23 protein-coding genes are annotated in these 23,353 nt (G+C 64.9%); 13 read left to right on the top strand and 10 right to left on the bottom strand.

All coding sequences use genetic code 11. The features are described from left to right. The first annotated feature begins 151 nt into the window (after nucleotides 1–151). The 4 genes from ABIA45_RS26085 (at nucleotide 152) to recQ (ending at nucleotide 5,424) form a co-directional block, all read left to right on the top strand. Nucleotides 152–1,453 (top strand): O-acetylhomoserine aminocarboxypropyltransferase/cysteine synthase family protein, encoded by a 1,302-nt coding sequence (locus ABIA45_RS26085; RefSeq protein ID WP_275503107.1) that lies wholly within the window; start codon nucleotides 152–154, stop codon nucleotides 1,451–1,453. 12 nt (nucleotides 1,454–1,465) lie between these two features. Further along, the gene (locus ABIA45_RS26080) at nucleotides 1,466–2,488 is read left to right on the top strand and encodes a homoserine O-succinyltransferase (RefSeq protein ID WP_404654274.1); all 1,023 of its coding nucleotides are present in this window, start codon (nucleotides 1,466–1,468) and stop codon (nucleotides 2,486–2,488) included. Nucleotides 2,489–2,568: 80 nt separating this feature from the next. Then, nucleotides 2,569–3,312, top strand: coding sequence for a polysaccharide deacetylase family protein (locus tag ABIA45_RS26075; RefSeq protein ID WP_404654273.1), 744 nt, complete (start codon nucleotides 2,569–2,571; stop codon nucleotides 3,310–3,312). Between the two features lie 246 nt (nucleotides 3,313–3,558). Continuing rightward, nucleotides 3,559–5,424, top strand: coding sequence for a DNA helicase RecQ (gene recQ / locus ABIA45_RS26070; protein ID WP_404654272.1), 1,866 nt, complete (start codon nucleotides 3,559–3,561; stop codon nucleotides 5,422–5,424). 202 nt (nucleotides 5,425–5,626) lie between these two features. On the opposite strand, the gene ABIA45_RS26065 is transcribed toward recQ, so the two are convergent. Beyond that, on the bottom strand, nucleotides 5,627–6,643 hold the full coding sequence (locus ABIA45_RS26065; protein WP_404654271.1) for a 1-aminocyclopropane-1-carboxylate deaminase: 1,017 nt from the start codon (nucleotides 6,641–6,643) through the stop codon (nucleotides 5,627–5,629). Nucleotides 6,644–6,801: 158 nt separating this feature from the next. On the opposite strand from ABIA45_RS26065, the gene ABIA45_RS26060 reads away from it, so the two are divergent. The 3 genes from ABIA45_RS26060 to ABIA45_RS26050 all read left to right on the top strand — a co-directional run bounded on the left by ABIA45_RS26060 (nucleotide 6,802) and on the right by ABIA45_RS26050 (nucleotide 9,144). After that, complete coding sequence (locus tag ABIA45_RS26060; RefSeq protein WP_404544573.1) at nucleotides 6,802–7,266, top strand: Lrp/AsnC family transcriptional regulator; 465 nt, start codon at nucleotides 6,802–6,804, stop codon at nucleotides 7,264–7,266. Nucleotides 7,267–7,310: 44 nt separating this feature from the next. Next, nucleotides 7,311–8,474 (top strand): PLP-dependent cysteine synthase family protein, encoded by a 1,164-nt coding sequence (locus tag ABIA45_RS26055; RefSeq protein ID WP_128265482.1) that lies wholly within the window; start codon nucleotides 7,311–7,313, stop codon nucleotides 8,472–8,474. Nucleotides 8,475–8,583: 109 nt separating this feature from the next. Next, complete coding sequence (locus ABIA45_RS26050; protein ID WP_271539745.1) at nucleotides 8,584–9,144, top strand: carboxymuconolactone decarboxylase family protein; 561 nt, start codon at nucleotides 8,584–8,586, stop codon at nucleotides 9,142–9,144. Between the two features lie 16 nt (nucleotides 9,145–9,160). On the opposite strand, the gene ABIA45_RS26045 is transcribed toward ABIA45_RS26050, so the two are convergent. Next, nucleotides 9,161–10,744 (bottom strand): sensor domain-containing diguanylate cyclase, encoded by a 1,584-nt coding sequence (locus tag ABIA45_RS26045; RefSeq protein WP_128265484.1) that lies wholly within the window; start codon nucleotides 10,742–10,744, stop codon nucleotides 9,161–9,163. A 183-nt stretch (nucleotides 10,745–10,927) separates the two neighbouring features. Beyond that, the gene (locus tag ABIA45_RS26040; protein WP_404655748.1) at nucleotides 10,928–11,800 is read right to left on the bottom strand and encodes a hypothetical protein; all 873 of its coding nucleotides are present in this window, start codon (nucleotides 11,798–11,800) and stop codon (nucleotides 10,928–10,930) included. Between the two features lie 212 nt (nucleotides 11,801–12,012). Here ABIA45_RS26040 and ABIA45_RS26035 point away from each other — a divergent pair, with 212 nt between their 5' ends. Continuing rightward, nucleotides 12,013–12,258, top strand: coding sequence for a hypothetical protein (locus ABIA45_RS26035; RefSeq protein WP_128265485.1), 246 nt, complete (start codon nucleotides 12,013–12,015; stop codon nucleotides 12,256–12,258). Nucleotides 12,259–12,268: 10 nt separating this feature from the next. Here the strand turns inward: ABIA45_RS26035 and ABIA45_RS26030 are convergent, their stop codons facing one another. Then, complete coding sequence (locus ABIA45_RS26030) at nucleotides 12,269–13,204, bottom strand: alpha/beta hydrolase (protein WP_404654269.1); 936 nt, start codon at nucleotides 13,202–13,204, stop codon at nucleotides 12,269–12,271. Between the two features lie 107 nt (nucleotides 13,205–13,311). Here ABIA45_RS26030 and ABIA45_RS26025 point away from each other — a divergent pair, with 107 nt between their 5' ends. Further along, the gene (locus tag ABIA45_RS26025; protein ID WP_271539743.1) at nucleotides 13,312–14,199 is read left to right on the top strand and encodes a branched-chain amino acid aminotransferase; all 888 of its coding nucleotides are present in this window, start codon (nucleotides 13,312–13,314) and stop codon (nucleotides 14,197–14,199) included. 118 nt (nucleotides 14,200–14,317) lie between these two features. On the opposite strand, the gene ABIA45_RS26020 is transcribed toward ABIA45_RS26025, so the two are convergent. Together ABIA45_RS26020 and phaR are read right to left on the bottom strand one after the other, a co-directional pair. Beyond that, nucleotides 14,318–14,938: a class I SAM-dependent methyltransferase gene (locus ABIA45_RS26020; protein ID WP_404654268.1), complete on the bottom strand. Its 621-nt coding sequence runs from the start codon at nucleotides 14,936–14,938 to the stop codon at nucleotides 14,318–14,320. 41 nt (nucleotides 14,939–14,979) lie between these two features. After that, complete coding sequence (phaR, locus tag ABIA45_RS26015; RefSeq protein WP_036014750.1) at nucleotides 14,980–15,570, bottom strand: polyhydroxyalkanoate synthesis repressor PhaR; 591 nt, start codon at nucleotides 15,568–15,570, stop codon at nucleotides 14,980–14,982. A 312-nt stretch (nucleotides 15,571–15,882) separates the two neighbouring features. On the opposite strand from phaR, the gene ABIA45_RS26010 reads away from it, so the two are divergent. The 3 genes from ABIA45_RS26010 to ABIA45_RS26000 all read left to right on the top strand — a co-directional run bounded on the left by ABIA45_RS26010 (nucleotide 15,883) and on the right by ABIA45_RS26000 (nucleotide 19,042). Next, nucleotides 15,883–17,061, top strand: a complete 1,179-nt coding sequence (locus ABIA45_RS26010; protein ID WP_271539741.1) for an acetyl-CoA C-acetyltransferase — start codon at nucleotides 15,883–15,885, stop codon at nucleotides 17,059–17,061. A gap of 243 nt (nucleotides 17,062–17,304) precedes the next feature. After that, on the top strand, nucleotides 17,305–18,030 hold the full coding sequence (gene phbB / locus ABIA45_RS26005; RefSeq protein ID WP_271539740.1) for an acetoacetyl-CoA reductase: 726 nt from the start codon (nucleotides 17,305–17,307) through the stop codon (nucleotides 18,028–18,030). A gap of 142 nt (nucleotides 18,031–18,172) precedes the next feature. Next, nucleotides 18,173–19,042, top strand: a complete 870-nt coding sequence (locus ABIA45_RS26000) for a DMT family transporter (protein WP_271539739.1) — start codon at nucleotides 18,173–18,175, stop codon at nucleotides 19,040–19,042. A gap of 11 nt (nucleotides 19,043–19,053) precedes the next feature. Here ABIA45_RS26000 and ABIA45_RS25995 read toward each other — a convergent pair whose 3' ends face one another. Then, nucleotides 19,054–19,476, bottom strand: coding sequence for a cupin domain-containing protein (locus ABIA45_RS25995; RefSeq protein ID WP_036014741.1), 423 nt, complete (start codon nucleotides 19,474–19,476; stop codon nucleotides 19,054–19,056). A 37-nt stretch (nucleotides 19,477–19,513) separates the two neighbouring features. After that, nucleotides 19,514–20,281, bottom strand: a complete 768-nt coding sequence (gene gloB / locus ABIA45_RS25990; RefSeq protein WP_404654266.1) for a hydroxyacylglutathione hydrolase — start codon at nucleotides 20,279–20,281, stop codon at nucleotides 19,514–19,516. A 108-nt stretch (nucleotides 20,282–20,389) separates the two neighbouring features. On the opposite strand from gloB, the gene ABIA45_RS25985 reads away from it, so the two are divergent. Beyond that, complete coding sequence (locus tag ABIA45_RS25985) at nucleotides 20,390–21,136, top strand: methyltransferase domain-containing protein (RefSeq protein ID WP_036014737.1); 747 nt, start codon at nucleotides 20,390–20,392, stop codon at nucleotides 21,134–21,136. A gap of 111 nt (nucleotides 21,137–21,247) precedes the next feature. Here the strand turns inward: ABIA45_RS25985 and ABIA45_RS25980 are convergent, their stop codons facing one another. After that, nucleotides 21,248–22,006: a DUF4167 domain-containing protein gene (locus ABIA45_RS25980; RefSeq protein ID WP_404654265.1), complete on the bottom strand. Its 759-nt coding sequence runs from the start codon at nucleotides 22,004–22,006 to the stop codon at nucleotides 21,248–21,250. Nucleotides 22,007–22,468: 462 nt separating this feature from the next. Continuing rightward, nucleotides 22,469–23,350, bottom strand: coding sequence for a peptide chain release factor N(5)-glutamine methyltransferase (gene prmC / locus ABIA45_RS25975; protein WP_275507738.1), 882 nt, complete (start codon nucleotides 23,348–23,350; stop codon nucleotides 22,469–22,471). Nucleotides 23,351–23,353 lie beyond the last annotated feature (3 nt).

Raw genomic sequence — 23,353 nt, 5'->3', positions numbered from 1 at the left:
TAACTCGCCAACAAGCATTAGGGTTACTTCCTCGATCTCTAAGCGAATTATTGTCCGCTTTACCACCCGCCTCTAACAGAGGAGCGGCGGACAACGCACATGCCTCATTCTAGGCCAATAAGTGCGGCCCGCTCCACGCGGAGGTGGCACGATGCGCAACGAGACGATCGCTATTCACGCCGGCTACGAGCCTGAAGCCACCACGCACGCAGTGGCCGTGCCGATCTACCAGACCGCGGCCTACGCCTTCGACAGCGCCGATCATGGCGCCGCCCTGTTCAATCTGGAGACCGAAGGCTTTCGCTACAGCCGCATCGCCAATCCGACCAGCGCAGTCCTGGAGAAGCGCATCGCACAGCTCGAAGGCGGCGTCGGCGCGCTCGCGGTCGCGACCGGGCAGGCGGCGCTGCATTTCGCCTTCGTCAATGTCGCCGATCACGGCGGCAACATCGTCTCCGTGCCGCAGCTCTACGGCACCACGCATACGCTGCTCTCCCACATCCTGCCGCGCCAGGGCATCATCGGCCGTTTTGCCGAGAGCGACAAGCCAGAGGCCGTCGAGAAACTGATCGACGAGAACACCCGCGCCGTGTTCGCCGAGACCATCGGCAATCCCGCCGGCAATGTCTGCGACATCGAGGCTTTGGCGAAGATCGCCCACGCGCATGGCGTGCCGCTGATCGTCGACAACACCGTCGCAACCCCGATCCTCTTCAAGCCGTTCGACTATGGGGCCGATATCGCGGTGCATTCGCTGACCAAGTTCTTGGGCGGTCACGGCACCACGCTCGGCGGCGCCATCGTCGATTCCGGAAACTTTCCGTGGGCCGAGCACGCCGATCGCTTCCCGGCCTACAACAAGCCCGACGCCTCCTATCACGGCCTGGTCTATGCCGAGCGCTTCGGCAAGACCGCCTATATCGAGCGCGCGCGCAGCGTCTATCAGCGCACCATGGGCTCGGTGCTGTCGCCGTTCAACGCCTTCCTGCTGCTTCAGGGCATCGAGACCGTGGCGCTGCGCATGGAGCGCCATGTCGAAAACGCCCGCAAGGTCGCCGAATTCCTGCGCGGCGATCCGCGCGTGGCCTGGGTCAACTACACCGGTTTTCCGGACAGCCCCTATTATCCCCTGGTGCAGAAGTACCTGAACGGCAACGCCTCCTCGCTATTCACCTTCGGCATCAAGGGCGGCATGGAGGCCGGCAAGACGTTCTACGATGCGCTGAATCTGATCACGCGCCTCGTCAATATCGGCGATGCCAAGTCGCTCGCCTGCCATCCGGCATCGACCACCCATCGCCAGATGTCGGCGGAGCAGCAGCGCGCCGCCGGCGTGCTGCCGGAGACGATCCGTCTGTCGATCGGCATCGAGCATGTCTCTGATATCATCGAGGACATCGACCAGGCGCTGGAAAAGGCCTGCCCGTCGGCGCGCCGCGAGGCCGCGGAGTAGGCGGCGCCGGCCATGACGATCTTGATCGACAAGAATCAGGTCATCGCGGGCCCGACGCTGGTGCCGGCCGCGCACGATCTCGCGCGCGATGCTGGCGCCGAGCTCACCATCGGCCTTGTCAACAACATGCCGGATGCCGCGTTGAAGGCGACCGAGCGGCAGTTCATGAAGCTGCTTCAGGCCGCGGCGGGCTCGCGCCGTATCCGCTTCCACTGCTTCTCGCTTCCCAGCGTGAAGCGGTCGCCGGAAGCGAAATGGCATGTCGAGAGCGAGTATTCCAATCTTTCCGATCTCGAGCGCGGCAAGTTCGATGGGCTGATCGTGACGGGCGCAGAGCCGATCGCGCCCGAGCTCGACGGGGAGCCGTACTGGCGCGACCTCACGAACCTGATCGACTGGGCCAAGGCCAACACGCGTTCGACGATCTGGTCGTGCCTTGCCGCGCATGCCGCGGTGCTGCACCTCGACAATATTGAACGGCGGCGGCTGCCGGCCAAATGTCACGGCATTTTCGATTGCGGCGTCGTGACGGACGATCTGCTGACCCGCTCTGCGCCCGCCCCGCTCAAGGTCTCGCATTCACGTCTGAACGAGATCGCCGAGAGCGACCTCGTGCACGCCGGTTATCAGGTGCTGACACGCTCACAGGAGGCTGGCGTCGACGTCTTCATTCGCCAATACGCCAGCCGCTTCGTGTTCTTCCAGGGTCACCCCGAATATGACGCGCTGTCGCTGCAGCGCGAATATCTGCGTGATATCGGCCGCTACCTCGCGCGGGAGCGGGAGACCTATCCGCGCCTGCCGGTGAGCTATTTTGACGCAGCGACGGAAGAGAAGCTGGCTCGCTTCGAGAGGAAGGCGGCGCACCAGCGCCATCCGGCGCTCAGCAACGAGCTGCCCGCGCTGAACCTGCGCGCCGATATCGGCGCCGGCGACGCGGCGGCGGTGCTCTTCCGCAATTGGCTGCGCTATCTCGGCGCGGACGCCGACGCGTCGATCGGTGCGCTAGCCGAAGCGGTCTTGGTTCGGCGTTAGGATTACCCGAGCGTTAGGCTTGCCTCGACCTGCGCACGAATGTTTGGGTAGAGCAAGAAGGCATCACAGGAAACGCAGTCGTGTGGTCGGCACTCCAGGGACGCGTGAGCAATCGGTTGGCCCGGCATTTCCGCGCCGCGCCGCACCGGCTGGCCGCGCATGCGGCGATGGTGAGCTTCACGTTCGACGATGCCCCCGATAGCGCCGCGGGCGAGGGCGCCGAGCTACTGGAGCGGCATGGCGGCCGCGGCACCTATTACCTCGCCGGCAGCCTGATCGGTCGGCCGTCGGAGCATTGGCATGGCCTCTCGGATGATGCGATCGTCCGGCTTCACCGCGCCGGGCACGAGATCGCCTGCCACACCTTCTCGCATCAGAACTCGGCGACGCTCGACGAAGCCGCCATGGCGCGCGAGATCGAACGAAACCGCAGCCATCTCCGCGGCATCGATGCCTCGATCACGCTGGAGAATTTCGCCTATCCCTATGGCATCGCCTCGGTGTGGCGCAAGCCGCAGCTGACAAAGGCCTTCCGTTCCGCGCGCGGCATTCTTCCCGGCGTCAACAGCGGCGTCATCGACCTCCAATTCCTGCGCGCCTCGCCCTTGGTCGATTGCGAGATCGACGAGGTCGGGGTCGATCGCTATTTCGACGAGGCGGTCGCGAGCGGCGGCTGGCTGATCTTCTACGGCCACGACGTCACCGAAAGGCCGAGCCCCTATGGCTGCACACCGCATCTGATGCGTCATGCGCTTGAGGCGGCCGGCAGACGCAATATGCCCATCGTGACCGTCGCAGAAGCGCTGCGACGGATCGGGGCGTAGCCTCTTCACCTCTCCCCGCTTGCGGGGAGAGGTCGGATTGCATCGAAGATGCAATCCGGGTGAGGGGGTACAGGTCCAGCGGCGGTCTCATGTGTGGAGAGAAGCCCCTCACCCCAACCCTCTCCCCGTAAGAACGGGGGGAGAGGGATGAAGCAGCGTTGCCTCGCCCTCCAAACAGTCTTGCCACAGCCACACCAGCATGCGACTGGCCTTGTGACGAATCCCACGGCCTGATCTGCTCCGCCCATGTCCGCTCCCTCCAACGCCCCACTGCCTGCGCCGGCCAACGGCCGCGACGCGCTGTCGGTGCTGCATTCGGTGTTCGGCCTGCCGGGATTCCGCGGCGCGCAGGGCGAGATCATCCGCCACGTCACAGACGGCGGCAATTGCCTGGTCTTGATGCCGACCGGCGGCGGCAAGTCGCTGTGCTATCAGCTTCCATCCTTGCTGCGCGAAGGTTGCGGCATCGTGGTTTCGCCGTTGATCGCCCTGATGCGCGACCAAGTCGCCGGCCTGATCGAAGCCGGTGTCAATGCCGCCGCGCTGAACTCGTCGCTGACGCCGCAGGAGGCGTCCGACATCGAACGCCGCCTGCTCGCCGGCGATCTCGACCTGCTCTATGTCGCGCCGGAACGGCTGGTCACGCCGCGCTGCCTGTCGCTGCTGGCGCAGGCGAAAGTGGCGCTGTTCGCGATCGACGAGGCGCATTGCGTCTCGCAATGGGGCCACGATTTCCGGCCCGAATATGTCGGCCTTTCCGTCATCGCCGAGCGCTTTCCCGACGCGCCGCGGATCGCGCTGACCGCGACCGCCGACGAGCTGACGCGCAAGGAGATCGTCGAGCGGCTTCAGCTGACGGGCGCGCCGCAGTTCGTCTCCAGCTTCGACCGGCCCAACATCCGCTACGAGATCGTCGACAAGCGCAATGCGGTGTCGCAGCTGAAGGAATTCATCCGCGAGCGCCACATGGGCGATGCCGGCGTGGTCTATTGCCTGTCGCGCAACCGCGTCGAGGAAGTCGCCGCCGCGCTTGCCGAGGCCGGCATTGCGGCGCTGCCCTACCACGCGGGGCTCGACGGGGCGGTGCGCTCGCGCAACCAGGATCGCTTCCTCAACGAGGACGGCATCGTCATCGTCGCGACCATCGCCTTCGGCATGGGCATCGACAAGCCCGACGTGCGCTTCGTCGCCCATCTCGACCTGCCAAAGAGCATCGAGGCCTATTACCAGGAGACCGGACGCGCCGGCCGTGACGGCAAGCCGTCGGCGGCGTGGATGACCTACGGCCTCTCCGACATCGTGCAGCAGCGCCGCATGATCGACGAATCGGCCGGATCGGAGGATTTCAAGCGGGTCTCGATCGGCAAGCTCGATGCGCTGGTCAGCCTCGCCGAGACGCCGCATTGCCGACGCCGGCGCCTGCTCGCCTATTTCGGCGAGATCGTGATGGGCGAGAGCTGCGGCAATTGCGACAATTGCCTGACGCCGCCGAAGATGCGCGACGGCAAGGTGCTGGCACAGAAGCTGCTGTCCTGCGTCTATCGCACCGGGCAGCGTTTCGGCACCATGCATTTGATCGACGTGCTGGTCGGACGCCTGACCGAGAAGGTCACACAGTTCGGTCACGACAAGCTGTCGGTGTTCGGCATCGGCCGCGAGCTCAACGAGAAGCAGTGGCGCACGGTGCTGCGGCAATTGGTGGCGATGGGCCATTTGCGCAGCGACAGCGAAGCCTACGGCGCGCTCAAGCTGACGGAGTCTTCGCGCGGCGTGCTGCGCGGCGAGACCGAGGTCTGGCTGCGCGAGGAGGCGCCCGGCACGCGGGTTCGCGCCAGCCGCGCCAAGTCACGCCGCGGCGACCTCGCGCCGGCAGCGAGCGCGCCGCAAGGCGACGTCGATCCCGAACTGCGCGCGCGCCTGCGCGCCTGGCGGTCAGAGGTCGCGCGCGAACGCGGCGTGCCGGCCTATGTGGTGCTGCACGATGCCACCATCGACGGCATCGTCCGAGCCTGGCCGACGACGCTGGACGAGCTGCGCAACGTGCCGGGGATCGGCGACAAGAAGCTCGAGCACTACGGCGACGAGCTGCTGCAGATCGTCAGGACGAGGTAGGGCGCAGTCGTCATCCCGGACAAGCGTGCCTCAAGCGCGCGCAGATCCGGGATCCATAACCACAGGCCAATGTGGTTGCGGCAAGCTCTCAACCGGCAAGTCTGCGCCAAACGCCTCCCTGTAGTTATGGGTCCCGAGCTCGGCGACTTCGTCGCGCCCCGGGACGACAGTGATGCATGACGCGCGAGCGCTACGCTCTCACTCACCCGTTCCTAAACGCATACGCGTACCCGTTCAGGGCCGGCGCGCCGCCGAGATGGGCGTAGAGGATCTTCGCGCCCTTCTCGAAATAGCCCTTTTTCGCGAGATCGATCAGGCCCTGCATCGACTTGCCCTCGTAGACGGGGTCGGTGATCATGCCTTCGAGGCGCGCGGTGAGGCGGATCGCCTCCTTGGTCTCCTCTGACGGGACGCCATAGGCGGGATAGGCGTAGTCCTCGATCAGCACGACGTCGTCAGCGACGAGGTCCTTGCCGAGCTCGACGAGCTTTGCCGTGTTCTGCGCGATCTCGAGCACCTGGGCCTTGGTCTGGGCGGGCGTGAAGGAGGCGTCGATGCCGATCACCTTTCGCGCACGGCCGTCCGCCGCAAACCCCACCAGCATGCCGGCATGGGTGGAGCCGGTGACGGTGCAGACGACGATGTAGTCGAACTTGAAGCCGAGCTCGGCTTCCTGCTTGCGCACCTCCTCGGCAAAGCCGACATAGCCGAGGCCGCCAAACTTATGCACGGAGGCACCGGCGGGAATGGCGTAGGGCTTGCCGCCCGCGGCCTTCACTTCCTCGATCGCCTGCTCCCAGCTCTTGCGGATGCCGATATCGAAGCCGTCGTCGACCAGGCGCACGTCGGCGCCCATGATGCGCGAGAGCATGATGTTGCCGACGCGATCATAGACGGCGTCCTCGTGCGGCACCCAGGCTTCCTGCACCAGGCGGCATTTCATGCCGAGCTTGGCCGCAACGGCCGCGATCATGCGGGTGTGGTTGGATTGCACGCCGCCGATCGAGACCAGCGTATCGGCATTGGAGGCGATCGCATCGGGGATAATGTATTCGAGCTTGCGCAGCTTGTTGCCGCCATAGGCAAGACCGGAATTGCAGTCCTCGCGCTTGGCATAGACCTCGACTTGGCCGCCGAGATGTTTTGACAAGCGCTCCAGCTTCTCGATGGGCGTCGGGCCGAAGGTCAAAGGATAGCGCGGAAATTTGTCCAGCTTCATGGGTCATCCCGATTGGCGTTGGTGTTGGCGGCTCCCTAGCATTGCATCGGAAAAATGTGCTCTCGAATATTGCGGCCATGTTGCACGACTTCTTGCGTAAGTTGTGATAATTGCTAACATTCCTTCCAGAACAGCACCTATCTGCGGAAGCTTCTTTCATGGCTGCCCGGCTCGACCGCACCGACCTCAAGATATTGAGATTGCTTCAGAATAACGGCCGGCTCAGCAACGCCGAGCTGGCCGAAACGGTCGCGATCAGCCCCGCCACCTGCCACCGTCGCACCCAGCGCCTGGTCGAGGACGGCTTCATCGCCAATGTCCGCGCCATGGTCGCGCCGAAGAAGGTGGGCAAGGGCACGCTGGTGATGGTCGGGGTCGTGCTCGACCGCTCGACGCCGGAGAGCTTTGCCACCTTCGAGCAGGCCGTTGCAAAGCTGAAGTTCGTGCTCGACTGCCATCTCGTCGCCGGCGATTTCGATTACTTCCTCAAGATCCGCGTCGGCGACATGGAGGATTTCAACCGCATCCACGGCGAGCAGCTGATCGCGCTCCCAGGCGTGCGCCAGACCCGGACCTTCTTCGTGATGAAGGAAGTCGTCGACAACGCGCCGCTGGAATTTTAGGCGCAGCTATTGATGCGCTATCCGCATCATGAGAGATTCGCCCGATGCAGACATTCCCCTTCCGCCAGCACAATCCGGCCGGGCCGGCCTATCGGCGCGGCTGGGTCGACGAGGCCGTGGCCGCCATCGAGGCCGACCAGTGCCGCACCGCCGACACACATCTGATCCGGCTGATCGTGCCGGCGCTATCGGGCATCGATATCTATCTGAAGGATGAGTCCACGCATCCGACCGGCAGCCTGAAGCACCGCCTCGCGCGCTCGCTGTTTTTGTATGCGCTCTGCAACGGCCACATCCGCGAAGGCACGCCCGTCATCGAGGCTTCGTCGGGATCAACCGCGGTGTCGGAGGCCTATTTCGCAGAGATGATCGGCGTGCCCTTCTACGCCGTGATGCCGCGCACGACCTCGGCGGAGAAGATCGCTGCGATCGAGCATTATGGCGGCAATTGCCATTTGATCGACGACGGCCGCGCGCTCTATGCGGAAGCCGCCGCACTCGCCGCCCGGCTGGACGGCCACTACATGGACCAGTTCACCTTTGCCGAGCGGGCAACCGACTGGCGCGGCAACAACAACATCGCCGAGTCCATCTTCACGCAGTTGCAGGGCGAGCCGCGTCCGCTGCCGGACTGGATCGTGATGGGCGCCGGCACCGGCGGCACGTCGGCCACCATCGGACGCTATCTGCGCTATCGGCAATATCCGACGCGGCTGTGCGTCGCCGATGTCGAGCACTCCGCTTTCTTCGATTGCTTCCGCACGCAGGACCGCTCCCGTGTCTGCGACCGCCCGTCGCTGATCGAGGGCGTCGGTCGCCCCCGCTGCGAGCCGTCCTTCGTGCCCGGCGTGGTCGATCGCATGATGAAGATCCCGGATGCGGCGACGATCGCGGCGATGAACGTGCTGTCGCGACGGCTGCGCCGCCCGGTCGGCGGCTCCACCGGCACCAACTTCCTGGCGCTGTGCCGGCTCGCCTCGGAGATGCGCCAGGCGAACGTCACGGGATCGTTGGTGACGCTGATCTGCGATTCCGGCGAGCGCTACCGGCAGACCTATTACGAGCCCGCTTGGCTCGCCGCGCGCGGCCTCGATCCGGCGCCGTTCGAGGCGGCGCTGTCGTCGTTCCTCGCCACAGGTGAGCCACTGGCGCTGGACGTCGACGACGTGGTCAATCCTCAAAGCCTGCAAAACCCCACGGCGTCATAGCCGAGATCTGCCTGGCATTTGCGAAATCGCACGGTCGTCACGGCAACTTCACTTGCCTTGCGCAGGCGTGCAGGTGACGGTTGCGTCTTCTCAACGAGGAGACCCTACCGTGCGCCTTCCCATTCTCGATCCGAAAGAGCTGACCGACGAACAGAAGCCGCTCTATGACGACATGCGGGCCGGCATGCAGGACCACTTCAAGGGTTTTGTGAACATGCGCGAGGACGGCGCGCTGCTCGGGCCCTGGAATCCCTGGATCCGCGAGCCGCGCTTCGGCAAGCCGGTGTGGGAGCTGGTCAAGGCGATCGCGTCGAATCCGCTGCTGCCCGCGGCCGTGCGCGAGGTCGCGATCCTCGTCACCGGCTCGCATTTCCGCTCCGGTTACGAGCTCTACGCGCATGTGCTGGTTGCCGAGCAGCGTGGCCTCTCCGACGAGAAGCTCGCGACCATCGTCGCCGGCCAGCGGCCGGTGGACCTCACCAAGCAGGAAGCCATCGCCTACGACATGGCTTCGGCCCTGGTCAGCGGCGGCGTGCTGCCGGAGCTGACCTGGCGTGCGGCCGTAAAGGAATTCGGCGAGCACGGCGCGGCCGAGCTGTCCTATCTCGTCGGCGTCTACTGCATGGTCTCGGTCACGCTCAATACCTTCGACGTGCCGGTGCCCGAGTAGACGCAGCTGCTTTCCGTCACTCCGCCGCCTTGTTTGCAGGGGGCGGGGGCATCCAGGCGATGCAGCGATTGCGGCCCTCGGCCTTGGCCTGGTAGAGCGCATGGTCGGCCGCGCCCATCAGCGCATCGATGCCGGACATGCTGACGGTCGCCTCCGCGATGCCGATGCTCACGGTGAGACCGAACTGAAGCTTGTCGGCAAAGACCGGCGTGCTCATCACGCGCTTGCGGATGCGCTCGGCCACCGTCCTAGCCCGGGACAGGCTGGTTTCCGGCAGTAGCACGGCAAACTCTTCGCCGCCGAGACGGCCGACGATGTCCGATTTGCGCTTGCCGTCGAGGCAGGCGGTCGCAACGGCCTTGATTGCTGCGTCGCCCACGGCATGACCGTAGCGATCGTTGACCGACTTGAAGTGATCGATGTCGAGCATCAACACCGAGACGGAGCGATAGTAGCGCTGAAAGCGGCTCCATTCCGCATCGAGGTTGTTCAGAAAATGGCGGCGATTGTGGAGGCCGGTGAGCGGATCGGTGGTGGCGAGCTTCTCCAGCATTGCGGCTTTTTGCGTCAGATCGGTGATATCGACATAGGTCAGCATGCGACCGCCATTCGACATCGTGGTGCAATGAGCCCTGATGCGGCGTCCGTCCGGCGTCTGTAGGTCGCGCACGTGATCGCCGGCCTTGACCTCCTCGACGCGCCGCGCCGGAAACTTCGCGAGCTCGCTGCTCGGAAGATTGGGCGCGCTGGCGCGATGCAGACGTCGGACCAGCGAGGAGTAGGTCGGCCGGCTCGCCGCCTCGTCTTCGCTGACCTCCCAGAACCGTCGCATCCGCCGGTTCATGAAGGTGGCGTGTAGGTCCGCATCGAGCAGTAGGACTCCATCCTGAACGTTCTCCAAGGCATCCCGCAGCCGCTTCAACTCGTCGGAGGTGCGCACGATGTCGGTGACGGGCGTGTAGGTCAGCATGCGGCCACCGTCGGGCAGCGGTGTGACTTGGACGCGCACGACCTCGCCATTGGTCCGGCGCACGTCGATTGGGGTTGGATCGCCCGACTCGATCACACGGACGCGCTCCGCGATCAGTGCATCGAGGTCCGGGTCCGGCACCTCATAGGCCCCGATGTCGCGCCCGTGATGGAGCAGGGTGAGAATGGATGGATTACTGTCCGCCACCTCGTCGGGCAGGTGCCACATCTGTCGAAACGACCGGTTGATGAGGCGTGCCCTGAGATGGGAATCGAGCAGCACGATGCCGGTCGGTACATGATCGAGCGCGGCGCGCAGCGCCAGCATCTGGCTGCGCATCAACGCGTCAGACGAGCGTTCCCGCTCCTCGCCGGCTGCTGGCTCGATGCTGTTCGGCTGTTCGAAGGCGACGCCGGCCTGCCGATCCGATCGCCAGATCACGCGGCAGGTCAGGATCTCGCGCCCCGCGAGCCGGAGCTGGAAGCGCTCGGGTACGCCGAGGCTACTCTCCATCTCGAGCGTCGCGGCCTCCTCGGTGAGCCGGCGTACCACGCAATCGATCGACGACTGGCCGAAATTGAAGAAGATCTTCCCAGCAAGGAACGTCCGTTCCGAAACCAAGCGGGACATTCGCAGCCTCCAAAGCGAACACGACCGAAAAGCCGGAGTAGTTTCGCGCAAGCTTCTTTGCGGCGGTGTAACGCAATCGATGTTTCGGAATGAGAATTAATGATCGGTTGACGAGCGATGCGGAACGTTGTCCCGGCCGTCGATTGCAGCGCCGCGCTTGACCGAAAGTTCCCAATAAATCAATCAGTTGCGCACCGCATAGAGCGGCGTGCGCAGTGTCAGCTGGTACGACGGCTTCGGCATCCAGGCGATCTGCGCGGTGATGCCGAACAGGCGGTTGTCGTTGTCGTCCATGCGATCGAGGTCGAGCCGCAAGATCGGCTGGGTGAAGGATTCCGCGAGCGTCCGGCCCGCGAGCTGCGCGCCGCCGAACGACTGCATGCCGAGGCGCCCGGTGAACTTCCAGTTGCTCGGCCATTGATAGTAGCCGCCGGCATAGAGGATCGTGTTCGGCCGGATCGTGGCGAACGGGCTGGCGATGGCGACGGTGGTGTATTGCAGGCCGGCGAGCCAGCCCCGTGTCTCGTCCTCGTCGACCGCGTAGTCGAATTCCACGATGTTGTTGAAGGAATTCGTCATGCCCTGCTCGTTGGGCACCGACTGCGTCAGGGTCGATTGCAGCGTGATGGTCGGGATCTTCCCGCCATTCTGCTGGTAGAGATCGGCCTGCACGCCGATGTTCCAGCTCGTGATGTCGAAGGACGACCAGCCGCCGCCGATATCAGTGGTGGAGCCCGACACGCCGCCATAAAGCGAGACGCGATCGCTGACATCGACGGTCAGCGGCAGGTCGATCGCAATCGATTTCGCGGCCGGCAGTCCATTCGGCAGCGACGTGCCTCGTTGCGCCGCCAGGGCTTGGAACGCGGCTGACAGCGAGGTGTTGCCGAAGCCGAGCGCGAGCGTGCCTGCGGGGATCGTCGCATAGGTGGTGCGGAGATCGAGATAGATGTTCGGGATGGTCGGCTTTGCGGGCTCGTCCTCCTCTTCGTCGGCGGCGAGGGCGCCGCCTGCCGGGATCGCCAGACACAGCAATCCTGCTGCGGCAGCGCGCAGTGCCGGACGACGGGATTGGCTGCGAAAGGTCACGTGACGATCCGATGCGTGGCGATTGAGGGCGAAACACTTGCTAGATGGAACGTGATCGCTCGCTTGGTCAAGCGTCATCCGCAAGCGATGGACGGCTTGGATGTGTGCGGTTACCCTGCCATGATCGCACTGATGCGCTCGCCCGCCACAGTGCTGGCCGAAGAATGGAGGAGACAGCCATGAACACGTCACGCCGCATCCTGCTCACCGGTCTGGCGGGGCTCGCCGTTGTTCCGACCGCTGCGGCGGCCGCACCCGCGGCCGCGTCCGGCGAAGTGACGGTCGCGGAGGAGCGCTTCGCACGCACGATTGCGGCGGCGCATGCGCCCGACCTCGCCTGCGCATGGCAGGCGGAGCGTTATGCAGACGCGCACTGGCCGGAATATGTCGCGGCAGCGCGCGCGGTGATCGGCGCGCGCGTGTGATTGAGCGCTGTCACCTCTTCACCGCCCGCCGCACCTGCTCGCCGATCTGCGACAGCACGAGCTGTGCCTGTGGCAGGATTGCGCCCATGGCGTGGAAATTGTGGACCATGCCATCGTGGCAGATATGCTCGACCGCCACCCCCGCGGCGAGCAGCTTGCGGGCATAGGCATTGCCCTCGTCGCGCATCGGGTCGTACTCGGCGGTGTGGATGATCGCGGTCGGCAGACCCGTGAGACGTGTCGCGCGCAAGGGGGAGATGAGGGGGTCGGCGGTATCGATGCCATCAGGCAGATAATCGGAAAGATCGGCTTCGATCGTGGCGCGATCGATCAGATGGCCCTCGGCAAAGGCCTCGCGCGAAGGCGAGGTCTCCTCGAAATCCAGCACCGGGCAGATCAGGCACTGCGCGGCGATGGCGAGGCCGGCGGTCTGCGCCGCATTCTGGCACACGATCGCCGCGAGTGTGGCGCCGGCGGAATCGCCGCCGACCACAAGGCGGTCCGCGTCGATGCCGAGCGATGCCGCCTCGCGCGCTACCCATTCGGTGGCGGCGATCGCGTCGTCGACCGCGGCGGGGAATCTGTGCTCCGGCGCGAGCCGGTAATCGACTGACACGAGGCGGCAGCCGGTGGCATGCGCCAGCGCCGCGGCGATGCGCTCGTGCGTGGCAATGCTGCCCGCAACGAGCCCGCCGCCATGAAAGAACACGAAGCCAGGTGCGGGCGCTTCAGTGCCTGCCGGCGTGTAGAGGCGATAGGGCAGCTCGCCGCCGGGACCGGGCAGCTTGCCGTCGAATGTCGTCACATCCGGCGCCTCGGCCCGGGCGAACTGCATCAGCTTTGCCAGCGATTGCCGCCGCACCTCCACACTCGGCCGGCTCCGCGCCTGCGGCGCAGCCGCAGCCATCATGGTCAACAAACGCTTTGCGAGCGGATCGAGCGGCATCGATCTTTCCCTCCTCTCATAGAAGTGAGGGTAACTCACGAAATGTCCGCAGCAAATCGTTTAGAAATTGGGACAATAGTGCCGGATCGTTCGAAAGGAGGCCAGTCATGGCCGAGATCAAGAAGCCCATCGACTATTCGCCGAGCTGGACCTTCTTCGAGGGTAAGTGGCACGAGGGCAACGTGCCGATCATGGGGCCGCGCACGCATGCGGCCTGGCTCGGCTCGATCGTGTTCGACGGCGCTCGCGCTTTCGAGGGCGTTGCGCCCGATCTCGATCGTCACGTCGCCCGCGCCAATCAATCTGCGATCAGTTTCGGCCTGAAGGCGGTGGTCGATACCGACGCCTGGCTGACGCTCGCGAACGAAGGCATCGCGCGCTTTGCCGGAAATGCCGAGCTCTATATCCGTCCGATGTATTGGGCGCAGAACGGAAGCGGCGGCGGCGTGCTGTTCGACCCCGAGACCACCAATTGGTGCCTGTGCATCTACGAAGCGCCGATGCCCAAACCCGTCGGCAACGCCATCACCCTGTCGCCGTTTCGCAGGCCGACGGCTGAATGCGCGCCGGTCGAAGCCAAGGCCGCCTGCCTCTACCCGAACAATTCGCGCGCGCTCGCCGAAGCTGCGTCGCGCGGCTTCCAGAACGCGCTGATGCTCGACATGCTCGGCAACGTCGCCGAGTTCGGCAATTCCAACGTGTTCATGGCCAGGGACGGCGTGGTGTTCACGCCGGTGCCGAACGGCACCTTCCTCAACGGCATCACGCGCCAGCGCGTCATCAGCCTGCTTCGCGCCGACGGCGTCACCGTGGTCGAGAAGACGCTGCGCTACGCCGATTTCCTGACCGCCGACGAGATCTTTTCGACCGGCAATTTCGCCAAGGTCGCACCCGTGATCCGCATCGACGAGCGCGAGCTGAAGCCGGGCCCGTTCTACGCCAAGGCGCGCAAGCTCTACTGGGACTTTGCGCATGCCGTGAAGATGGCGGCGTAGGAGCCAGTCCCTCCGTCATTGCGATCGCAGCGAAGCAATCCAGAGTCTTTCCGCGGCGGCAGTCTGGATTGCTTCGCTGCGCTCGCAATGACGAGTTTGTGGATCGTGCGGGCGCCGCTCACGAGCCGCGCCGCCGAAACCGGCTGAACTGAAACGCCTGCGTCGAAGCCCACGGCGTGTGGTGCGTCTCGCTGCGCGTCTCGATCAGCTCGAATTCCGGCCCGAGCTCCGCCGCAAGGCTCGCGCTGTCGTGGCGCTGCACCGGCAGGCCGCTGCATTTCTCGGGACCATCGGGTGCAAACGTCGCGATGATGACGTGGCCGCCAGGCTTGACCGCCGACCGCAGGCGCTGCACGTAAGCCGCCCTGTCGCGCGGGTCAGTCAGGAAGTGAAACGCGGCGCGATCGTGCCAGACATCGTAGGTTCTGGTCGGACGCCATGTCGTGGCATCGGCAACGATCCAGTCGACGGTCGAGGCAGCCTGGCCGATGCGCTTCTTCGCAGCCTCGAGTGCATTGGCAGAAAGATCCAGCACGGCGATGTCGCGATAGCCGTCCTGCAACAGCGCATCGACGAGGCGCGATGCGCCGCTGCCGACATCGATGATGGCCGTGTCGCGATCGGGGCCGGCTGCGCGAATCATCGCGAGCGAGGTCGCGGGGCTATCCTGATACCAGCTGACCTCGGCCTCGCCCTTGGTGGCGTAGACATGGTCCCAATGCGTGCTTCGGTCAGACATGGCTCGCCCTCCCGCGTACAGGGGCCGGCGCGAATGAAAGACTATTCGTCCTTCTTCGACATCCGCTCGAGGCGCTCCTGCATTTCCTTCATCTGCTGGCGCAGCTCGTCGATGTTGCTGTCCTTTGGAGCCTCGGCATTCGCATCCGGCTCCGGCTCGGGGCTGGCGGCCGGACGAGGCGCTGCGAACGGCTTGAACATCGAGAAGGTCTGCTGGAACAGCTCCATGTTGCGGCGGACTTGCTCCTCCAACGGAGCAAAAGGAGTGCCGGACAGCGTATTGGCGATCTGCTTGCGGAACTTCTCCTGCTCCTGGGTCAGGGTCGCGATCGACTGCTCCAGATATTTCGGCACCACCATCTGCATGCTGTCGCCATAAAAGCGGATCAGCTGGCGAAGGAAGGTGGTCGGCAAGAGGTTCTGGCCGGCCTTGTTCTCCTGCTCGAAGATGATCTGGGCGAGCACGGAGCGGGTGATGTCGTCGCCGGTCTTGGCGTCATAGACCAGGAAGTCTTCGCCGTCCTTGACCATCGCGGCGAGGTCTTCGAGCGTCACATAGGTGCTCGTTCCGGTGTTATAGAGCCGGCGGTTCGCGTATTTCTTGATTGTGGTGGGTTGGTCTGATTTCGCCATGGGCTCTCACTTGCAAACGCGGAGAACGGGAACCTGTCGGGCAATGCCGCAGGGCGGGAAGAGTACGCAACGCAACAAAATAAGCATTTTCAAAGGGCTCACGCTACCGTTTTGTGCGGCACGGTTAATTGCAGAGCAAAATCCTGCTTGCGAAAACGCCAAGAACGCTATTTTGAATGCGCTGCGGTATGAATTCGGGCCCCGGCCGATTGACATGCCTCAACGACGTTAACAGGATGGCTGACGAGACTGGCGATCGCTTTCCAGCCCCGCCTGCCCCTTCACAAGAACCTCAAGCCCCAGGAGATGCCCATGTCAGACGATGTCGTCATCGTCAGCGCCGCCCGCACCCCGGTCGGAAGCTTCAACGGAGCGTTCGCGACCCTTCCCGCCCATGACCTTGGCGCCGTCGCCATCAAGGCCGCGCTGGAGCGCGCTGGCATCGAGCCCGGCCGGGTCTCCGAAGTGATCATGGGTCAGATCCTGACCGCCGCCCAGGGCCAGAACCCGGCCCGCCAGGCGTCGATCGGCGCTGGCATTCCGGTGGAGAGCCCGGCTTGGGGCGTCAATCAGCTTTGCGGCTCGGGCCTGCGCACGGTTGCGCTCGGCTACCAGGCGCTGCTCAACGGCGATTCCGAGATCGTGGTCGCCGGCGGGCAGGAATCGATGAGCATGGCCCCGCACGCCCAGCATCTGCGCGGCGGCGTGAAGATGGGCGGCCTGGAGCTGGTCGACACCATGATCAAGGACGGCCTGTGGGATGCCTTCAACGGCTACCACATGGGCAACACCGCCGAGAACGTCGCGCGGCAATGGCAGATCACCCGCGCCCAGCAGGACGAGTTCGCCGTGGCCTCGCAGCAGAAGGCCGAGGCGGCGCAGAAGGCCGGCAGGTTCAACGACGAGATCGTCCCCGTCACCATCAAGACCCGCAAGGGCGACGTCGTCGTCAGCGCCGACGAATATCCGCGCCACGGCGCCACGCTCGACGCGATGGCCAAGCTCAAGCCCGCCTTCGAGAAGGATGGCACGGTAACCGCGGGCTCGGCCTCGGGCATCAACGACGGCGCTGCCGCCGTGGTGCTGATGACCGCCAAGCAAGCCGCCAAGGAAGGCAAGAAGCCGCTGGCGCGGATCGTGTCCTGGGCGCAGGCCGGCGTCGATCCGAAGATCATGGGCTCGGGCCCGATCCCGGCCTCGCGCGCCGCGCTGAAGAAGGCCGGCTGGAGCGTCGGCGATCTCGATTTGATCGAGGCCAACGAAGCCTTCGCGGCACAGGCCTGCGCGGTCAACAAGGACCTCGGCTGGGACACCTCCAAGGTCAACGTCAACGGCGGTGCGATCGCGATCGGCCATCCGGTTGGCGCGTCCGGCGCACGCGTGCTGGTGACGCTGCTGCACGAAATGCAGAAGCGCGATTCGAAGAAGGGCTTGGCCACGCTGTGCATCGGCGGCGGCATGGGCATCGCCATGTGTGTGGCGCGCGACTGATCTTACGCGCAGCTGACGGGTGCGCCGCACACGTCAGCGCGTGCGTTGCACGCGGCTAAAAAGGCAGCGGTTGCAAATCAAATATTCTTCGCAACCCGACAAGCCTCGACTAAAGAAAAACGCCCGGCTCGATGCCGGGCGTTTTGTTCTTGATGTCCGTCAAACCAACCGCATAATCGGTAGCTAAAAAGCGATCACGTCAGAAAAGTCCGAAGCGTCCAAGGAAGAGGGAAGGAATACGACATGGCACGTGTTGCATTGGTGACGGGTGGTACGCGGGGCATCGGTGCTGCGATCAGCAAGGCGCTGAAGGCCGCCGGCTACAAGGTTGCGGCGAGCTATGCCGGCAACGACGCGGCCGCGGAGAAATTCAAGGCCGAGACCGGCATTGCGGTTTACAAGTGGGACGTCAGTAGTTTCGAGGCCTGCGCCGAGGGCGTGAAGAAGGTCGAGGCCGAGGTCGGCCCGGTCGACGTGCTGGTCAACAATGCCGGCATCACCAGGGACGGTGCCTTCCACAAGATGACGCTTGAGCAGTGGAACGCCGTCATCAACACCAATCTCGGCTCGCTGTTCAACATGTCGCGCCAGGTGATCGAAGGCATGCGCGGGCGCAAGTTCGGACGCATCATCAACATTTCCTCGATCAACGGCCAGAAGGGGCAGTTCGGACAGGTCAACTACTCCGCAGCGAAAGCCGGCGAGATCGGCTTCACCAAGGCCCTGGCGCTGGAGAACGCCAAGGGCGGCGTCACCGTGAACGCGATCTGCCCCGGTTACATCAATACCGAGATGGTGCAGGCAGTGCCGAAGGACGTGCTGGAGAAGGCGATCCTGCCGCTGATTCCGATCGGCCGTCTCGGCGAGCCCGAAGAGATCGCGCGTGCCGTCCTCTTCCTCGCCGCGGATGAAGCCGGCGCCATCACCGGCTCGACGCTGTCGGTCAACGGCGGCCAGTACATGGTGTGATGCGATCGCATCACGCCGGCTGATATTGTCCACATCGTCATGCCCGGGCTTGTCCCGGGCATCCACGGCCTTACAACAGCCGTCGCCACGGGAGAACGTGGATGGCCGGGACAAGCCCGGCCATGACGGAAACATTGGGCCAATGACTCCCCGCACTGCCACGCTGATCGGCCTAACCGCGATTCTGATGTGGTCGCTGCTGTCGGTGATGACGGTGGCGACCGGAAAGATCCCGGCGTTTCAGCTCGCTGCCATGACCTTCGCGATTGGCGGTGTCGTCGGCCTGCTCACCTGGATCGGGCGGAGCGAGGCGGCGAGAAGTTTGCGGCAACCGCTCGCCGTCTGGATCGTCGGCGTCGGCGGCCTGTTCGGCTATCACGCGCTGTATTTCCTCGCGCTGCGCTTCGCCCCGCCGGCCGAAGCCGGACTTCTGAATTACCTATGGCCGCTCTTGATCGTGCTGTTCTCGTCCTTCCTGCCGGGCGAGCGGCTGGCAGCGCATCACATCATCGGCGCCGTGCTCGGCCTCGTCGGCACGGTGCTGCTGTTCGCCGGCAATACCAGCGGTTTTGCGCCTGGAGCTGTGCCGGGTCTCATCGCGGCCTTCATCGCGGCGTTCGTCTGGGCGACCTATTCGGTGCTGTCGCGCCGGTTGAAAGCCGTGCCGACCGATGCGGTCGCGGGCTTCTGTCTTGCCACGGCAATATTGGCCGCGCTGATGCACGGCCTGCTTGAAACCACGGTCTGGCCGGAGACCACGGTGCAATGGCTCTCGGTCATCGCGCTCGGCATCGGCCCGGTCGGTGCCGCGTTCTACGCCTGGGACATCGGCATGAAGCGCGGCGACATCCGTGTGCTCGGCGCCGCCTCCTACGCGACGCCATTGCTCTCGACGGGATTCCTCATCGCTGCCGGTTTCGCCAAGGCCAGCGCCAACATCGCATTTGCTGCGATCCTCATTGCCGGGGGCGGCCTGATCGCGGCCAAGGACATGGTGCTGCGGAAGCGATGATTGGAGCGGAGCTACGGCTCCCAGCCGGGCGGCGCGAGCTCGAAGCCCGCGAACTCGAATGCGGGTGCCACGGTGCAGCCGACCAGCGTCCACTCGCCGGTGGTTTCCGCCATCTGCCAGGCCAGCGCAGGCACAATCGCCTGCGGTCGCTCACCCCCGCCGAGGTCGGCGCCGAGCCGTACCTCGTGCTGCGAGCAGCCGTCATGGGCGATGCGCAGCGTCAAGGGGCTGCCGGAATAATAGTGCCACGTCTCCACCGCATCGACGCGATGCCAGTGCGAACGCTCGCCGCGCGCGAGCAGGAAGTAGATCAGCGTCGAGCGCGAACGCCCGTTTGCGTCCGTGCTCTGGTCGCGAAACGTCTCGCGATAATGCCCGCCTTCCGGATGCGGGCGGAGTTCGAGGCGTGCGATGATCTCGGCTGCGGTCGGCATCGATCCTCGTCGGGATGTTTGCTTCAGGACTTGTGCGTCAGGATTTATTCTTGCGCTCGCGCAGTTCGCCGAACACCGCAGCGGGATCCGCGCCCTTCATGTGCAGCTTGGCCGCGACCGCCGGCTCATCGGCGCGCAGGAACACGTTGGCGCGCTTCTCCTCGCCGAGCAGCGAGGGAATGGTCGGCTTGTTCTCGGCGCGCAGCTTTGTCACCTCCGCGGCTCGCGCCTGAAGGGCCGCGTTGTCCGGCTCGATGGTGAGCGCGAACTTGACGTTGGACGCCGTGTATTCGTGGCCGCAATAGAGCTTGAAGTCGTCGGGCAGGGCGCGCAGCTTCAGCAGGGAATCCCACATCATCGGATAGGTGCCCTCGAACACGCGGCCGCAGCCGATCGAGAACAGCGTGTCGGCGGCGAACACCGTCTTCTCATTGTCGAACACGTAGGAGATGTGGTCGAGCGTGTGGCCGGGCGTCTCCACGACACGCGCCAGCAGATTGCCGATCTTGACCACGTCGGCATTGGCGACGCGCTGGTCGACGTTGGCGATTTTCGTGGTCTTGTCGTGCGGCGCGACGACGCGGCAATTGTATTTCTGCTTGAGCTCGGCGACCCCGCCGACATGATCACCATGATGATGGGTGATCAGGATGTCGGTGAGCTGCCAGCCCTCGCGCTCCAGAGCCTTGAGGATCGGGCCGGCCTCCGGCGCGTCGATCGAGGCCGTCGCTTTGGTGTCCACATCGTGGATCAGATAACCGAAATTGTCGTTTAAACAGTTGAAAGTACGAATTTCGGCGGCCATGTCATCTCCATCGCGCTCAGCCCCGCCAGACAAATATGGCGTTAACGTTGCGCAGGCAATGCAATATTCCGCGCGCAGCGGCGCCCTGGCGCATGTTACATTGCGGTCATGACCATCGACGTCGTCGACCTCCGCGAGTTCTATTCCCGCCGCCTCGGCATCGTGGCGCGGCAAATGATCAATCGCGGCATCAGGGAGCGCTGGCCCAGCGCCGAGGGCCAGCGCGTGCTCGGCGTCGGCTATCCCACACCCTATCTTGGGTTGTTCCGCGAGGACGCCGAGCGCTGCCTCGCTTTCATGCCGGCGGCGCAGGGTGTCCTGAAATGGCCGACGGGACGGCCCGCGCTGGCCTCGCTGGTGGATGAGTTCTCGCTGCCGCTTCCCGACGCGGCGGTCGACCGCATTCTCCTGGTGCACGCGCTGGAGATGTCGGACGATCCGGCCGCGTTGCTGCGCGAGGTGTGGCGCGTGCTGTCGCCCTCCGGGCGCGTCATCGCCGTGATCCCGAACCGGCGTGGGGTGTGGACCCGCACCGACAGCACGCCGTTCGGCCATGGCCGGCCCTATTCGCGCTCGCAGATCACCGAGCTGCTGCGCCAGACCTGGTTCACGCCGACCGCCTGGGGCGAGGCGCTGTTCATGCCGCCCTATGCCGGCGGCTGGGTGTTGAAATCGGCCCAGATGTGGGAACGTGCCGGTGCGGCGCTGTCACTGCCTTTTGCCGGCGTCCACATCGTGGAGGCGACCAAGCAGGTCTACCGCGCGATCCCGGCCAAGCGCGAGCGGGCGCGGCTGATTCCCTCGCTCGCCAAGCCCGTGCTGGTGCCATCCTCGACGACGGTGACGCGCAGTTAGCTTCACCTCTCCCTTCGGGAGAGGTGGGTCCTGTGCCCGGCCAACGCACAGCGTCAAAAACAAATCGTCCCGGCGAGGCCGGGACGATTCGAGGCGGAAAGTCAGAAGAGCTTACTCGCCCGGGGCGACTTCGTCGCTGGAAGCAACCGGAGCGGCTTCACGTTCCGGGCGCGGGCCATGCGGCCGGCGCCGCCGGCGCGGATAGCGCTCGCCGCCACCGCCGCCCTCGAAGCCGCCCTGATTGCCGTTCACCTGCGGCTGCGCGCCGGTGATGAAGGAGGGCAGACGGTCGACGCCGCCATCGGCGATGACAGGCTGCGGCTGGTTGGCGGGTTGCGGCTGATATTGCGGCTGCGGACGGTGATCGCGTTCGCGGTGCTCGCGCGGCTGCTGATTTTCGCGCTGATAGGGCGGCTGGTTCTCGCGCGGCTGGTGATCACGCTGGTGATGATCGCGCTGGCCGTCGCGGTCGCGCATGAAGGGCTGCGGCTGGGGCTGCGGGACGAAGCCGGGCTCCTGGCCGAAGGCCGAGAAATTCTCACCGTCGTCCTCGCCCTCGTCGCTGCTGGCGATGGGCTCATCGCCGCGCGGCTGCTGGTTCTGACGGAACTGCTCCTGAGCTGCGGCGATCAGGCGGAAATAATGCTCGGCGTGCTGGTAGTAGTTCTCGGCTGCAACGGGATCGCCGGAGGAGCGCGCGTCACGTGCAAGCTGGAGATACTTTTCGGCGATGTGCGAAGCGGTGCCGCGAATCTTGATGTCGGGTCCGTTGGATTCGTAGACCCGGGTCATCGGGTTCTGGCCGCGCCGGTTGTTGTTGTTATTGTTGTTGCGGTTGCGCATCCGCTGCTTGTTTTGACCGTTTCTCATGTCCTGCCTTTAATTCCAGCCCTAAAGGTTGCACGCATTACTGATTGCTAGGAGTGACCTGGTGACAGTGGCTCACATGTCTTGCGCGCACCGCGCAAAAGCGGATCCAACCCTGCCGATGTTCGTCGACCGTCGCGTTCAACAAAGACGCGTTCCCCACCCGCCAGCATCCATTGCCAGCGAACCCATTCATTTCGCCTGCCGAAACAAGCCCAGCTTTCTTGCGTAAGTGTTCAAGCGCAATATCAGGCTTTCGTTCACTTTGCGGTCGGAGAGAGCAGCGCAGCTCCACTGGCCATCGCGCTCAACAGGACCTGCGGCTTGGAACCTTCAATCAGTAAAGCTCTCGCCCGAGAGCCCGGCTTTCGCCCGTAGGTCTACGGGGCCGGCACCGATGTGTTGACCGGAACGTAGTCGTTCCCACGGGATATTCCAAGTGGTTTTTGTAGGCCAATCCGGCTTTTATGGGGGCATTTTTCGGGCCGAAACGGCCCGCGGAATGCCCGCCAAGTCGGCCTTGGGTGACCTGTCCAGCGATAACGCGGCGGCCCTCATCAAGGTTTCAATATTTTGGGCCTGGCCCTGTCCGGCCTCGACGACCAGGGCGCCGCCGGGGGCGAGCCGCTCGCTCGCCTGCGGGATCAGGGCGCGATAGGCGTCGTATCCGTCATTGCCGCCGTCGAGCGCCAGATGCGGGTCGTGCTCGCGCACCTCGATGCTCAATTTCGGAATTTCAGCCGAGGGAATATAGGGCGGATTCGAGACGATGAGGTCGAACGGGCCACCGAGCGCCGCTGCGTAGGAGCAGGCGACGAAGGCGGCGCGGTCGGCGAGTCCCAGCGCCGCTGCATTGTCCCTGGCGGTCATGAGCGCGTTCTGGCTGAGATCGGTACCGACGCCGAACGCATCGGGGATTTCGTGCAACAGCGCGAGCAGGATCGCGCCCGAGCCGGTGCCGATGTCGGCGATACGCGGCGGGTGAGGTGCCTGCCGCTCGCGGAGAATCTCGAGCGCAAGCTCGACCACGGTCTCGGTATCTGGGCGCGGCACCAGGGTTGCTTCCGACAGGCGGAACGGCAGGCCCCAGAATTCGCGCGTCCCGAGAATGCGCGACACCGGCTCGCCGGCGATGCGGCGCTGCGCATGTTGCGCGAGCCGCGATGCTTCGGCCGCGGTCAGGAGACGGGCCGCCTGCGTGACCAGGCCGGTGAGGTCGAGGCCGAGTGCCGCACTGATCAGGATGCGCGCGTCGAGCTCGGCTTCGTCGAGCCGTGCCGATCTCAGTTGCGCAGCCAGCGCCCGCCGCGCGCTCTCGATGGATTGTCCGGTGAAGGGGTTGCTCACGCC

Source organism: Bradyrhizobium sp. USDA 336 (assembly GCF_044908355.1).
GTDB classification, from domain to species: domain Bacteria; phylum Pseudomonadota; class Alphaproteobacteria; order Rhizobiales; family Xanthobacteraceae; genus Bradyrhizobium; species Bradyrhizobium yuanmingense.
Note: the sequence above shows the minus strand (reverse complement) of the source record. Positions and strands in the feature narration are given on the sequence as shown.

What these genes read in the sequence shown, in the direction of transcription:
- ABIA45_RS26085 (WP_275503107.1), top strand. Translation starts at nt 152, where the DNA reads ATGCGCAACGAGACGATCGCTATTCACGCCGGCTACGAGCCTGAAGCC.
- ABIA45_RS26080 (WP_404654274.1), top strand. Translation starts at nt 1,466, where the DNA reads ATGACGATCTTGATCGACAAGAATCAGGTCATCGCGGGCCCGACGCTG.
- recQ (WP_404654272.1), top strand. Translation starts at nt 3,559, where the DNA reads ATGTCCGCTCCCTCCAACGCCCCACTGCCTGCGCCGGCCAACGGCCGC.
- ABIA45_RS26065 (WP_404654271.1), bottom strand. Translation starts at nt 6,643, where the DNA reads ATGAAGCTGGACAAATTTCCGCGCTATCCTTTGACCTTCGGCCCGACG.
- ABIA45_RS26060 (WP_404544573.1), top strand. Translation starts at nt 6,802, where the DNA reads ATGGCTGCCCGGCTCGACCGCACCGACCTCAAGATATTGAGATTGCTT.
- ABIA45_RS26055 (WP_128265482.1), top strand. Translation starts at nt 7,311, where the DNA reads ATGCAGACATTCCCCTTCCGCCAGCACAATCCGGCCGGGCCGGCCTAT.
- ABIA45_RS26045 (WP_128265484.1), bottom strand. Translation starts at nt 10,744, where the DNA reads ATGTCCCGCTTGGTTTCGGAACGGACGTTCCTTGCTGGGAAGATCTTC.
- ABIA45_RS26035 (WP_128265485.1), top strand. Translation starts at nt 12,013, where the DNA reads ATGAACACGTCACGCCGCATCCTGCTCACCGGTCTGGCGGGGCTCGCC.
- ABIA45_RS26030 (WP_404654269.1), bottom strand. Translation starts at nt 13,204, where the DNA reads ATGCCGCTCGATCCGCTCGCAAAGCGTTTGTTGACCATGATGGCTGCG.
- ABIA45_RS26025 (WP_271539743.1), top strand. Translation starts at nt 13,312, where the DNA reads ATGGCCGAGATCAAGAAGCCCATCGACTATTCGCCGAGCTGGACCTTC.
- ABIA45_RS26020 (WP_404654268.1), bottom strand. Translation starts at nt 14,938, where the DNA reads ATGTCTGACCGAAGCACGCATTGGGACCATGTCTACGCCACCAAGGGC.
- phaR (WP_036014750.1), bottom strand. Translation starts at nt 15,570, where the DNA reads ATGGCGAAATCAGACCAACCCACCACAATCAAGAAATACGCGAACCGC.
- ABIA45_RS26010 (WP_271539741.1), top strand. Translation starts at nt 15,883, where the DNA reads ATGTCAGACGATGTCGTCATCGTCAGCGCCGCCCGCACCCCGGTCGGA.
- phbB (WP_271539740.1), top strand. Translation starts at nt 17,305, where the DNA reads ATGGCACGTGTTGCATTGGTGACGGGTGGTACGCGGGGCATCGGTGCT.
- ABIA45_RS26000 (WP_271539739.1), top strand. Translation starts at nt 18,173, where the DNA reads ATGACTCCCCGCACTGCCACGCTGATCGGCCTAACCGCGATTCTGATG.
- ABIA45_RS25995 (WP_036014741.1), bottom strand. Translation starts at nt 19,476, where the DNA reads ATGCCGACCGCAGCCGAGATCATCGCACGCCTCGAACTCCGCCCGCAT.
- gloB (WP_404654266.1), bottom strand. Translation starts at nt 20,281, where the DNA reads ATGGCCGCCGAAATTCGTACTTTCAACTGTTTAAACGACAATTTCGGT.
- ABIA45_RS25985 (WP_036014737.1), top strand. Translation starts at nt 20,390, where the DNA reads ATGACCATCGACGTCGTCGACCTCCGCGAGTTCTATTCCCGCCGCCTC.
- ABIA45_RS25980 (WP_404654265.1), bottom strand. Translation starts at nt 22,006, where the DNA reads ATGAGAAACGGTCAAAACAAGCAGCGGATGCGCAACCGCAACAACAAT.